The following is a 12,413-nucleotide window of genomic DNA, read 5'->3' as shown; positions in this document are numbered from 1 at the left end:
CGAGTGAAAATAGTACATTTGTTGTTAAATTATTCTTAAAATAATTATAAAATGTTTTTAGGGTTAGAAGAATATATGATTCCTTGCATAAACAAGCAACTCTTTGGGTTTGACTGCCCTGGTTGTGGAATTCAACGTGCGCTTCTTTTTCTAATAAAAGGCGAATTTGTTGCTGCCTTTAAAATGTATCCAGCTATTTATACACTTATAACTTTTGCTGGTTTTGTCTTAATAAATATGAAGATAAAGTTTAAATACGCTCAGAAGATTATTTTATACCTAACCATCATAAACATCATTATCATCTTAACAAATTATATCATTAAATTAAATTCTTAAAATGAAACAAAAATTACAATATTCTGTTCTTATTTATGTTTTAGCTATTCTTGGATTATTACTTTGTTGTTGTGCAGGATTTGGTTTTATCCCTTCTGGAATTGCTTACTATATTGCTAAAACGGAATTAAAAAAGTATCATTTAAATCCTGATGAGTATGATAATCAAGATAGTATTTATACTGGTAAAATAATTGCATTGGTAATATTAATAATTAATTTGATTTATTTACTAGTAATAATTTATAGATTCTACACCATAGGATGGGATACTTTTATGGAACAATACATAGAAATGCAAGAACAATTAAGTTAATAAATAAAAAGGGAGCCAATTGGCTCCCTTTTTATTTATATCAGTATTTTCTATACTTAAAATTCAGAAATTGTTTTCTTTATAATAGCAATACAATCTCTAAGTTGCTCTTCATTCATTACCAAAGGTGGTGCAAAACGAATGATATTTCCATGAGTTGGTTTTGCTAATAAACCGTTATCTCTTAGTTTAATACAAATATCCCAAGCCGTAGAACTTTCTTCAGTATCGTTAATTAAGATTGCATTTAACAACCCTTTACCTCTAACAGATTTCACTAATTTATTTTCTTCAGCAAAAACAGATAATTCAGCTCTAAATATTTGTCCTAAAGCTTCTGCGTTTTCTTCTAAATTTTCTTCTTTTACAACTTCTAAAGCTGCAATTGCAACGGCAGCTGCAATTGGATTTCCTCCAAATGTTGAACCATGATTTCCAGGTTTAATTACATTCATGATGTTATCATTAGCTAATACTCCAGAAACTGGATAGGCTCCACCACTTAATGCTTTTCCTAAAATTAAAATGTCTGGTTTTACATTTTCATGATCTACCGCTAACATTTTACCAGTTCTTGCAATCCCTGTCTGAACTTCATCAGCAATAAAAAGTACATTATGTTTTTCACATAATGCTTTTGCAGTTGATAAATATCCTTCTGAAGGAACATACACTCCTGCTTCTCCTTGAATTGGCTCCACCAAGAAACCTGCAATGTTTTTATCGCTTTCTAATGTTTCTTCTAATGCTTTTAAATTATCGTATTCAATTTTAATGAACCCATTTGTAAACGGTCCAAAGTTTTTACGTGCAACTGGATCATTAGAAAATGATATAATAGTTGTAGTACGTCCATGAAAATTATTTTCGCATACAATAATTTGCGCATCATTTTCATCAATTCCTTTTACTTCATATGCCCATTTTCTACATAATTTCAAAGCCGTTTCTACTGCTTCTGCACCTGTATTCATTGGCAATAACTTATCAAAACCAAAAAGTTCTGTTGAAAACTTTTCATAAGTTCCAAGCATATCATTATAAAATGCTCTTGACGTTAATGTTAAAGTTTTTGCTTGGTTTACCATAGCATCCACAATTTTAGGATGACAATGTCCTTGATTTACTGCTGAGTAAGCTGATAAAAAGTCGTAATACTTTTTACCTTCTACATCCCATACATACACGCCTTCTCCTCTACTCAATACTACTGGTAGTGGATGGTAATTGTGCGCACCATACTTGTTTTCTAAATCGATCGCTTGTTGCGAAGTTAATTGGTCTAAAACAGCCATTTTTAATAATTTTTAATTTATAAAATAACCATTCCTGTTCTACCTTTATCCTTTCGAAGAACTTCGAAAATTCAGCGTGGGAAAGAAATCATCCCTAGAGATTACAAAAGTAATAAATATTTTTCAAGTGACTTATTAAAAAAGTTTGTGTCATAATTGTACAACAAAAAATCAAAAAAATGGATCAATTATTACAAACTTACAATCAAATTACAGGATCTTTTGGTCCTTTAATCTCAGCAATATTAATTATTATTTTAGGATGGTTTATTGCAAACTTGTTCAAAAGATTAACAAGAAAATTAGCGAATAAATCTGGCTTAAACAAAACATTAAGCAGCAGTAAATTAAACTTAGGAGAGTTATTAGGAAAACTTATTTACTTCTTAGTAATGATTTTTGCTTTCATTCTAGCTTTAGAAAAATTAGGAATGACGAGTGTTTTAGAACCTGTAAAAAACCTATTAAATGGTTTTACTAGTTTTATTCCAAACATTGTTGGTGCTGGTTTAGTTGGATACATTGGCTATATGCTTGCAACTATAGTTTCTGAACTAGTTGGTTTATCAGGAGAGACCATTCAGAAATTTGCTCCAAAATTACGATTACCAGAAAACATCAATTTAGTTACAATTTTAAAGAAAGTTGTTTTCATATTTATCTTTATTCCTTTATTAATTGCAGCCTTAAACATCTTAAGTATTAGTTCTGTTTCAGAACCTGCAACTGATATGTTACAAAGTTTCTTTGAAGCAATTCCAAAAATATTAGTAGCAACAATTATTATGATTGTATTTGTGGTTGGAGGTAAATTCTTAAGCGGATTTATTAAGGACTTATTAGATAGCTTAAACTTAAACGAAGTAATAAAAAGTGCTAACTTATCTTCTTTTGTTGGTAAAGCAAATGTAGAAAAGCTAATTGCGAATATCGTTTATGCTTTTATTATTCTTTTTGGATTGATGACTGCCATCGACAAATTAGAATTCTCTAAACTTTCTGAAATTATGAATACTGTAGTTAATCTTTCTGGAAACATATTATTCGGATTGATAATTTTAGCTATCGGAAATTGGGTTGCAACTATTGCAGCGAATAACTTTATGAAAAGTGGCGACAACAAATTTGTTGCAAGTATTATAAAAATAGCAATCATCGCTGTGTTTCTAGCAATAGGATTACAACGAATGGGTATTGCAGATGATATTATTAACCTAGCGTTTGGTATTACATTAGGTGCAGTTGCATTAACAGTAGTTTTATCTTTCGGATTAGGCGGAAGAGCCGCAGCTGGAAAACAAATGGAAAAAATACTAGATAGGTTTAATAAAAAGTAAAGTCCCGAGTTCTCCCTATTTAAGCGAAAAGCACCTTTAAGGTGCTTTTCTTTATAATTTAAAATCAATTTTTAGTATCTTTAAACATTAAATTTTTAAAAAAGTAGTATGAAAAAAACAACATTTTATGGCGTAGCAATTTTATTTTTAGCTGGAAGTATTTTTACATCGTGTAAGTCCAAAAAAAATGTAGTATCAACTAATAAATCTGAAATAGTAAAAACCTTAGATAATGTTATTGGAGGTGATACTGGCGATTATATTGGTGATATAATGGATAAGCAAGCCAAAGAAATTAGAAAAGCACTTCCAGGTTCTAAAGTAGAAAGAATTGGTGAAGGTATTATACTAACAATGGGGGAAAATGCAGTTGGTTTCGATTCTGATGAAGCTACTTTTACTATGACAGCAAAAGACAACTTAAATAAATTAGTGCCTATTTTCAAAAAATACATCAATACTAATATTGTGATTTATGGTTATGCTGATAGTACAGGTACTGAGAATCATAATCAAAAACTTTCTGCTAATAGAGCTAGTTCTGTAAAAAGTTACTTAACACAAAATAGTATTAATTATAACCGAATTAAAACAAAAGGTTTAGGTACAAAAGACCCTATTGCTTCTAACGAAACTCTTGAAGGAAGAAGCAAAAATAGGCGTGTAGAATTTGCAATTTTCGCCAATAAAGAAATGATGAAAAATGCTAGAAAAGCCACTAATTAAAAAAATAATCAATAGTTTACAACTTAAAAGACCATTCATTCTGAATGGTCTTTTTTATTTACTTCTTAGATGATAAAACTAATAATTCTAAGCGCTTAATTTCCCTCAACAACGCTTTCTTATCCATTTGCATCCACGTATAAAACTTTAACATAGACGAACCCATGATACTTAAACTACCAAATATTCCCCAGCGAATTAACTCATTAGTTTCATCAGTATTAAAAAATTGAATCGCGCAATAAATAAATAGTACAAACCACAGAACTTGTACAATACTCATAACAATAAGTATCCATTTATTTTTTCCTGAAAAGATTCCAAATATCATTTGAAAAATGTTTTGCTCGTCTAATTCATCATAAAATTTAGCTTCCTCTTGCGTTAAGGTTTCTTTTATTAATGCATCAATGTCTTCTAATTTATTCATGGTTGTATTTTTTTAATATTGATTTTAATTTTTCTCTCGCATGAAAGAGTCTCGATTTTGCTGTTCCAACAGATATGTCTAGTATTTCACTTATTTCCTTTAATGTATATTCCTCTCTATAAAACAAGGTTATTACTTGCTGATGATGATTTGATAACTTATTAATTTCTTCTCGTATTTTTTTATGATATTGATTCAGCTCACCATCATCATTTCCTTCTCCTCTATTCCTTTGTGTATTTTCTGAATAATATTTTTCAAGTTTGTTTTGATTACTTTTTTCTTTCCTAAGAAAATCAATAGCTTTTCTATTAACAATACTGATAGCCCACGGTTTAAATTTTTCAGGTTGCTCTAATGTTGATATCTTATTAAGAATAATCGTCCAACTTTCTTGTGCAACATCTTTAGCAACATCTGCATCTTTTACATACCAAAAAGCCAATCTACAAAAATGTAGGTGCCACTTTTTTACCAATAAAGAAACGGCAAGTTTATCACCCGATTTATATTTTAGAATCAGTTCTTTATCAGAAAACTTGTTGTTTGGTTTCATATATAGCTACATCCTATAGACGTGTAGTTTAAAAAAAGGTTCAATTTATTTTTAAAAGTATGAAATATTTAGTTTTCATCTTTTCAAATGATAAGTTTTCATAGTTTTGCAAACCAATTAAAAAGTATGCCACGTAGAGAACGAAACAAATTTGTAAAGAAGAATCAAGTTTTAGAATTAAAAATTGAAGATTATGCCTTTGGTGGAAAAGGAATTGCAAGAATTCATTCTGATGAGGGTAGCTTTGTTGTTTTTGTTCCTAATACGTTGCCTGGACAATTGGTAAAAGCACAGATTAGTAAATCTAGCAAAAAATACGCTGAAGCTAAGTTAATTGACGTTTTAGAGCCTTCTGAGAATGAAATTGAAGTTCCCTATCAAGATATTCCTGGAGCGCCTTATATTCAGTTACCAATCGATTTACAACATCAGTATAAAAAAGAAAGTACTTTATCACTTTTTAAACGTATTGGAAAAGTAGAAAACATAGAAGATCTGTTTGATGAATTTATTACATCACCTAATGTATTTCATTACCGAAATAAAATGGAATATGGCTTTTCTGCAATTGGATATGATAGAATTAATAAAACAGATGCCGATTTTTTCACTCTAGGTTTTAAAAGACGTGGTGTTTGGTGGATGGGTGATAATTTGGATAAAGATTCTGGTTTGTTTGACAAACAGTTAGAAGATAATTTAAAAAACATAAGACAGTATTGTGAAGATACTGGTTTAGCGCCTTGGCATGGACCAAGAAAAGAAGGATTCTTTAGATATTTTGTAGTTAGAAAATCGTTTAAAACGGATGAACTCTTATGTAATTTAGTAACCACATCACCAGAATTAGATCAGTTCGATTTACAAAAATTTGCAGCTTTCTTAAAAGATATTTTAGGCAATCGTTTAGCTGGTTTATTACATACTATAAATGACGAAACTGGCGATAGAACCATTGCAACTTCTGGCAGCATAGATTTGGTCTACGGAAAAGATAAAATAGTTGAAGAACTATTAGGTTTAAATTTCGAAATTAGCATGAAAAGCTTCTTTCAAACCAATCCTAAATCCGCAGAAAAACTATATAATAAAGTTATAGACTACGCATTAGAAAACAAAGAGGCAATTGATAATACTGTGGTAATGGACTTGTTTTGTGGTACGGGAACTATAGGGCAAATTCTTGCATCAAGAAGTGAAAATGCAAAAATTATTGGTGTTGATATTGTTGCTTCGGCTATTGAAGATGCTAAAGAAAACGCAAAAAGAAATAATATAGAAGGATTACAGTTTTTTGCTGCTGATGTTGGTAAGTTTCTAAATCAACATCCAGAATATAAAAACAAAATTAGAACCATAATTTTAGACCCTGCTAGAGCTGGAATTGCGCCGAAAACTTTAAAAAAGATTATCGATATAAATGCAGATAGAATGGTCTATGTTTCTTGTAATCCTGCAACTCAAGCTAGAGATACGGAGCTATTAAGAGAAGCTGGCTATAAACTTAAAAAAATTAGTTTGGTAGATCAATTTCCACATACAAGCCATATAGAAACTGTGGTATTGTTTGAGAAATAAATTGAATGTTTATTCGTTGAATTGTTGATGATATGTTTATCTGTTTATTTGTAGTAAATTGCATTAAAAACTATGAAAACATATTCATTCGAAAAACTATTGGTTTGGCAAGAATCTATCATTTTGGTTAAAAAAATCTACAGCATCACAAAAGAATATCCCTCCGAGGAAAAATTTGGGTTAATAAGTCAATTAAGAAGATGTTCGGTTTCTGTTGCCTCAAACCTTGCGGAAGGAACTTCAAGAAAAACCAATAAGGATAAAGCTCGGTTTACAACTATTTCTTTTAGCTCTGCAATGGAATTGTTAAATCAACTTATAATTTCAAAAGAATTAAACTTTATTTCTGAAAATGATTATATATTGCTCCGAGAAAAAATAGAGAAAATAACCAATATGTTAAATTCACTTCGAAATACGCAAATAAACGCATAAACAAATCAACGTTTACTTAATGAGAAAACTAATTTTACTTGTCGTCTTAACGTTAATTTTTGCTATTTCTTGCGAGAAAGATGATATCTGTACTTCAAATCCTATAACACCAAAACTTGTATTGCGCTTTTATGATGCTACTACTCCAACTTCTTTAAAAGATGTTGCTGGTTTATACGTTTGGGCAGAAGGAAAAGATAGTCTGTTTATAAATGACACCAAAGATTCAATTTCCCTGCCATTAAATAGTCAATCAAATCAAACAGTTTATCACCTATCTAAAGGAACAGATACTGGAACTATTACCATAGATTATACACCAGAAACTGATTTTGTTTCTCGCTCTTGCGGATTTAGAGTTATATTCAACAACGTCACCTTAACAGAAAATAATACTTGGATTACAGATTTATCGACTACATCATTAGAAACTATTAACAATCAAACAACTGCACATGTACAAGTATTTCATTAGTGTTTTGCTACTGTTTGTGTTTGCAAATAGTTTTAGTCAGGAAGAAAAAAATGATACTATTGTTTACAAAACTTCGTATGGATTAAGAGTTGGTGTTGATTTAAGCAAACCTCTAAAAGGCGCTATACAAGGTAATAGTAACGGTTTAGAGTTAGTTGGCGATTATAGGATTACAAAACGTTGGTTTATTGCCGCAGAACTAGGATATGAAGAAGAAACAAGCAGCGAAGACTTTTCAAATTCCACTGCAAAAGGAAGTTATATGCGATTGGGAATGAACTATAATGCTTATAATAACTGGCTTGACATGAATAATGAAATTTATGTTGGATTTAGATATGGTTTAAGCCTTTTTGATCAAACTATAAATAGCTATACGCCAAATGTAGTTACGGGTGAAGCAAATACACTTCCCTATTTTCCAGCTGATTTAGTGACAACTCCAATTACAGAAACAGGTTTAAATGCACATTGGACTGAATTTATTATCGGTGTAAAAGCAGAAACTTTTAAAAATTTATTTCTTGGATTTTCATTGTCTTATAAAGTTTTAGTGAGTGTTAAAGATCAGCAAAACTTTAAATCTTTATACGCTCCAGGGTTTAACAGAATCTTTCAAAGTGATACTGGTTTTGGGTTTAACTATACATTATCGTATACAATTCCGTTTCAAAAGAAATAACCACAAGTTCCAAAAACAGCAAATTTTTAATCTTTTTTGCAAAAAAATTGAGACTAACGCCTAGATTTTAGTAAATTTAGCATCCTATTTGTAAACTCCTATAGAATGAATAGCATACCAAGTGTAGATTTATCCGACTTTTTATCGGACGATGAAAGTAGAAAAGAAAAATTCATTGCAGAAATCGGTCATGCATACGAAAACATTGGTTTTGTAGCCTTAAAAGGTCACTTTTTAGATGATACCTTAGTCAACGATTTATATACAGAAATCAAGAACTTTTTCGATTTACCTGAGAATGTAAAAGAAAGTTATGAAATTCCTGGAATTGGCGGACAAAGAGGCTATGTTTCTTTTGGAAAAGAATCTGCTAAAGGTAAAAAAGAAGGCGATTTAAAAGAATTTTGGCACTTTGGTCAATATGTAGATGCAGATTCAAAATACGCAAAAGAATACCCAGATAACGTTACCGTTAATGAATTACCAAACTTTAATAAAGTTGGTAAGCAAACGTACCAAATGTTAGAGAAAACGGCTAAATATGTCTTACGTTCTTTAGCCTTACACTTAGATTTAGAGGAAACTTATTTTGATAAGTATATAAAAAGTGGAAATAGTATTTTACGCCCAATCCATTATCCGCCAATAAAAACAGAACCTAAAGGTGCAGAACGCGCTGCGGCTCATGGAGATATTAACTTAATTACATTGTTAATGGGAGCGCAAGGAAAAGGTTTACAAGTACAAAACCTTGCAGGTGATTGGATTGATGCTGTTGCAGAGCCAGATGAATTAATGATTAATGTTGGCGATATGTTATCACGTCATAGTAATAACAAGCTAAAATCGACTATTCACCGTGTTACTAATCCGCCAAAAGAACTTTGGGGAACCTCACGATATTCAATTCCATTTTTTATGCACCCTATTTCTGATATGAAATTAGATGTTTTAGAAAATTGTATTGATGAAGAGCATCCAAAACAATTTGATGATATTTCTGCTGGAGAATTTTTAGATGAACGTTTAAGAGAATTAGGACTTAAGAAATAGTATGCAGTTTTAAAGTTACAGTTAGCACTTAGTTGCTGACTGAAAACTCAAGACTGAAAACTCAATACTGAAAAAATGGATTTACAAGATCAATTAAAAAATTTATTTCCAGAACATAAAGTCACAGAAAAAGTGGTTGAAAAAAAGCCAGACATTTGGCTACAAGACGCCCCTTTGATTTTTAAATACGAAAAAAGAAAAGGGAAACCAATTACAATAATAGAAGGCTATACTGGCGCAACATCCGATTTTAAAAAACTAGCAAAAGAAATAAAAACGAAGTTAAGTGTGGGTGGTTCTTTTAAAGATGAAAAGATTATCATACAAGGAGATTATAGAGATACGATTATGCAAATGCTAAAAGACAAAGGTTTTGCAGTGAAACGTGTTGGAGGTTAAAAATTAAGTAATTCATTTTAAATGAGTTACTTTTCTTTTTTTACACCAACTATGTTAAATAAATTATATTAAAAATAAACTAACCAAGTAAACGTTTTCAAATTATGAAAGCATCTTTTTTACACATTACCAATGGAGATAGTACTACAAACTATCTTCAAAAACTGAAATTTAAAGGTGAAATTATTACCTGGAGAGAAATGCTTTGTGAGGGTAAAACCACTACAGACGTTGGTAGCGAGCATTTTTGGAAAAACAGATTCGATTTTCTTAAGACTTCTTATAAAACTACCAAAAAGACTTTTATTGACTATACTTTAAAGGAATATAGAAATCTTTGTAATCAAAAACAACAAGACGAAATTATCTTGTGGTTTGAGCATGATTTGTTTTGTCAAATTAATATGCTTGCAGTAATTAGCTGGTTAAAACGTTATCGAAAAGGAAGAAAAATCTCTTTAGTGTGCAGTGGTAAAATTGAAGGCTCAAATAAGTTACATGGATTAGGAGAGCTTTCTGAAAATCAATTACAAGAACACTATAAAAATAGAGTAACATTATCACTAGATGATATTGAATATGCAGACTATATTTGGCAATTATATTGCTCTGATAGTCCGTTGCGATTAGAAGCCATTTATGCGTTTAACCCGATGTCTCCATTTATCTATTTAAAAGATGCATTACAAGCACATTTACAACGTTTTCCATCGATAGAAAATGGTTTAAACTCTATTGAAAATACTATAATTAACACTTCAAATAAAAATACATTAACCTCTAAAAATCAATTAATTAATACATTATTAAATGAGCAGGAGGTTTTTGGATTTGGAGACATTCAATATGAACGAAAAATTGATTCGCTTAAAAAGCTATTCACTTCTTTTAATCCAGTAAAACTGTCTAAAATTGGACAACAAGTATTAGAAAATCAGAAGAATTATTATGCAGATTTACGTTCTGACACTTCTTATTTAGGCGGTGCAAGAAAATATAGTTTTTTGCATCATAATGCTACGGGAAAATTATTGCAAATAACTTCTTAAATGAAAATTAAAGAATCTGAGCTTATCTTAAATCCAGATGGAAGTATCTATCATCTTAATTTAAGACCAGAACATATTGCTACAAATATTATTTTTGTAGGAGATCAAGATAGAGTTGATAAAGTAACCCAATATTTTGATTCTATTGAATTTACCACTCAAAAGCGTGAGTTTAAAACAGTTACTGGAACCTATAAAAACAAAAGACTTACCGTTATTTCTACCGGAATTGGTGCTGATAATATTGATATTGTACTTAACGAATTAGACGCTTTGGTTAATATCGATTTAAAAACAAGAGAAATTAAACCAAAACACACTACGTTATCAATTGTTAGAATTGGAACTTCTGGTTCGTTACAAAAAGATATTCCTGTTGATAGTTTTTTATTGAGTTCTTATGGTTTGGATATTAACGGAATGCTCCGCTCCTATTTAGTTGATGAGATTTCTCACCCAGAAATAGAACATGCTTTTGTTGCACAAACCGATTGGAATACTAAAAAAACGTATCCGTTAATTATTGCAAATGATAAAAATTTAGAAGAAAAATTGCTTTCATCAACAATGTATACAGGTATTACCGCTACAGCTGGCGGATTTTACGGCCCACAGGGACGTGTTTTACGTTTAGCGCTACAAGATGATGAATTAAATAAAAAGATTGATAATTTCAACTATAAGGGACTTAGAGTAACCAATTTAGAAATGGAAACTTCTGCTATTTATGGTTTAGCTAAATTATTAGGTCATAAAGCCTGTTCTTTAAACGCAATTATGGCAAACAGAGTAAACGGAATATTTAGCAAGAATCCGGAAGAAACAATAGATAAATTAATAAAATATACATTAGACAAATTAGTTTAATACATGACAGACTTAAAAGTTGGTGGCGTACCAGAACATTTTAACTACCCTTGGTACTTAACACTAAAAAATAAAGAATACACAAAACAAAATATCAATCTGCGTTGGAAAGATTATCATGGTGGCACTGGACAAATGTGCAAAGCACTGCGTTCTGGAGAGGTTGATATTGCCATTGTTTTAACAGAAGGAATTATTAAGGATATTGCCGCAGGAAATCCATCTAAGATCGTACAAACATTTGTAAAGAGCCCACTTATTTGGGGAATTCATGTTGGCGCTACATCATCCTTTAAAAAAATAGAAGATTTAGAACATGCTACCATAGCTATAAGCAGATTCGGTTCTGGCTCACATTTAATGGCAATAGTAAATGCCCATAATAATGGTTGGGATTTAGACAAACTTAAATTTAAAGTGATTGGTAATTTACAAGGCGGAATTGATGCGCTTACAAACGGAGAAGCAGATTATTTTATGTGGGAGCATTTTACCACCAAACCTTTGGTAGATAATGGTACTTTTAGAAGAATTGACGACTGCCCTACTCCCTGGCCTTGTTTTGTTGTTGCAGTAAGAAATGAAGTTTTAGAAAATAATTTTACAGAGGTTAAGAAAGTCTTAGACATTATAAATCATCAAACAGAAGATTTTAAAGACATAAAAAATATTGATTCCATCTTAGCTGAAAGATATAGTCAGCAGTTAGAAGACATTCAAAAATGGCTTAAAATAACGGAGTGGAACGAGGGAAAACCCATCACAAAAAATTTAGTAACAAGAATTCAAAATAAAATGATCTCCTTTAACGTTATTGAGGAGAAGAAAAATTCTGGTGAATTCATAAAAAATATGTACATTTAATTTTTAAACTAT

Annotated in this window: 16 protein-coding genes; 13 read left to right on the top strand and 3 right to left on the bottom strand. The window is 30.6% G+C overall.

The window, feature by feature from the left end; translation table 11 throughout:
• Positions 1 to 51: 51 nt before the first annotated feature.
• Together OD91_RS00135 and OD91_RS00130 are read left to right on the top strand one after the other, a co-directional pair.
• Positions 52 to 339 (top strand): DUF2752 domain-containing protein, encoded by a 288-nt coding sequence (locus OD91_RS00135; protein WP_144894388.1) that lies wholly within the window; start codon positions 52 to 54, stop codon positions 337 to 339.
• 1 nt (position 340) lies between these two features.
• Positions 341 to 655 (top strand): CCC motif membrane protein, encoded by a 315-nt coding sequence (locus OD91_RS00130; RefSeq protein WP_144894387.1) that lies wholly within the window; start codon positions 341 to 343, stop codon positions 653 to 655.
• Positions 656 to 711: 56 nt separating this feature from the next.
• Here the strand turns inward: OD91_RS00130 and rocD are convergent, their stop codons facing one another.
• Positions 712 to 1,950, bottom strand: a complete 1,239-nt coding sequence (gene rocD, locus OD91_RS00125) for an ornithine--oxo-acid transaminase (RefSeq protein ID WP_144894386.1) — start codon at positions 1,948 to 1,950, stop codon at positions 712 to 714.
• A gap of 179 nt (positions 1,951 to 2,129) precedes the next feature.
• On the opposite strand from rocD, the gene OD91_RS00120 reads away from it, so the two are divergent.
• The gene (locus tag OD91_RS00120; protein ID WP_144894385.1) at positions 2,130 to 3,287 is read left to right on the top strand and encodes a mechanosensitive ion channel; all 1,158 of its coding nucleotides are present in this window, start codon (positions 2,130 to 2,132) and stop codon (positions 3,285 to 3,287) included.
• 108 nt (positions 3,288 to 3,395) lie between these two features.
• A complete protein-coding gene (locus tag OD91_RS00115) occupies positions 3,396 to 4,013 on the top strand; it encodes an OmpA family protein (RefSeq protein WP_144894384.1) in 618 nt (205 codons plus the stop codon).
• A gap of 58 nt (positions 4,014 to 4,071) precedes the next feature.
• On the opposite strand, the gene OD91_RS00110 is transcribed toward OD91_RS00115, so the two are convergent.
• Both OD91_RS00110 and OD91_RS00105 read right to left on the bottom strand, forming a co-directional pair.
• Positions 4,072 to 4,443: a DUF6768 family protein gene (locus tag OD91_RS00110; protein WP_144894383.1), complete on the bottom strand. Its 372-nt coding sequence runs from the start codon at positions 4,441 to 4,443 to the stop codon at positions 4,072 to 4,074.
• Positions 4,436 to 4,999, bottom strand: a complete 564-nt coding sequence (locus tag OD91_RS00105; RefSeq protein WP_144894382.1) for an RNA polymerase sigma factor — start codon at positions 4,997 to 4,999, stop codon at positions 4,436 to 4,438. The genes OD91_RS00110 and OD91_RS00105 overlap by 8 nt, the downstream gene beginning before the upstream one ends.
• Before the next feature lie 126 nt (positions 5,000 to 5,125).
• Between OD91_RS00105 and rlmD the strand changes: the two genes are divergently transcribed.
• From rlmD to OD91_RS00060, 9 genes are all read left to right on the top strand, one after another.
• Positions 5,126 to 6,577, top strand: a complete 1,452-nt coding sequence (rlmD, locus tag OD91_RS00100) for a 23S rRNA (uracil(1939)-C(5))-methyltransferase RlmD (protein WP_144896880.1) — start codon at positions 5,126 to 5,128, stop codon at positions 6,575 to 6,577.
• A 72-nt stretch (positions 6,578 to 6,649) separates the two neighbouring features.
• Positions 6,650 to 7,012 carry a four helix bundle protein gene (locus OD91_RS00095; protein WP_144894381.1) on the top strand — a complete coding sequence of 121 codons (363 nt, stop codon included), beginning with the start codon at positions 6,650 to 6,652 and terminating at the stop codon, positions 7,010 to 7,012.
• A 19-nt stretch (positions 7,013 to 7,031) separates the two neighbouring features.
• Complete coding sequence (locus tag OD91_RS00090; RefSeq protein WP_144894380.1) at positions 7,032 to 7,487, top strand: DUF6452 family protein; 456 nt, start codon at positions 7,032 to 7,034, stop codon at positions 7,485 to 7,487.
• Positions 7,468 to 8,169 (top strand): DUF6048 family protein, encoded by a 702-nt coding sequence (locus tag OD91_RS00085; protein ID WP_144894379.1) that lies wholly within the window; start codon positions 7,468 to 7,470, stop codon positions 8,167 to 8,169. The genes OD91_RS00090 and OD91_RS00085 overlap by 20 nt, the downstream gene beginning before the upstream one ends.
• 105 nt (positions 8,170 to 8,274) lie before the next feature.
• Positions 8,275 to 9,222 (top strand): isopenicillin N synthase family oxygenase, encoded by a 948-nt coding sequence (locus OD91_RS00080; protein WP_144894378.1) that lies wholly within the window; start codon positions 8,275 to 8,277, stop codon positions 9,220 to 9,222.
• A gap of 75 nt (positions 9,223 to 9,297) precedes the next feature.
• The gene (locus OD91_RS00075) at positions 9,298 to 9,621 is read left to right on the top strand and encodes a translation initiation factor (RefSeq protein ID WP_144894377.1); all 324 of its coding nucleotides are present in this window, start codon (positions 9,298 to 9,300) and stop codon (positions 9,619 to 9,621) included.
• A gap of 104 nt (positions 9,622 to 9,725) precedes the next feature.
• Positions 9,726 to 10,670, top strand: a complete 945-nt coding sequence (locus OD91_RS00070; RefSeq protein ID WP_144894376.1) for a DUF1835 domain-containing protein — start codon at positions 9,726 to 9,728, stop codon at positions 10,668 to 10,670.
• Positions 10,671 to 11,537, top strand: a complete 867-nt coding sequence (locus tag OD91_RS00065; protein WP_144894375.1) for a nucleoside phosphorylase — start codon at positions 10,671 to 10,673, stop codon at positions 11,535 to 11,537.
• Positions 11,538 to 11,540: 3 nt separating this feature from the next.
• On the top strand, positions 11,541 to 12,401 hold the full coding sequence (locus OD91_RS00060) for a substrate-binding domain-containing protein (RefSeq protein ID WP_144894374.1): 861 nt from the start codon (positions 11,541 to 11,543) through the stop codon (positions 12,399 to 12,401).
• Positions 12,402 to 12,413: the final 12 nt, after the last annotated feature.

The organism is Lutibacter sp. Hel_I_33_5 (assembly GCF_007827455.1).
GTDB lineage: Bacteria > Bacteroidota > Bacteroidia > Flavobacteriales > Flavobacteriaceae > Polaribacter.
This window is presented reverse-complemented; position numbering and strand designations above follow the sequence as displayed.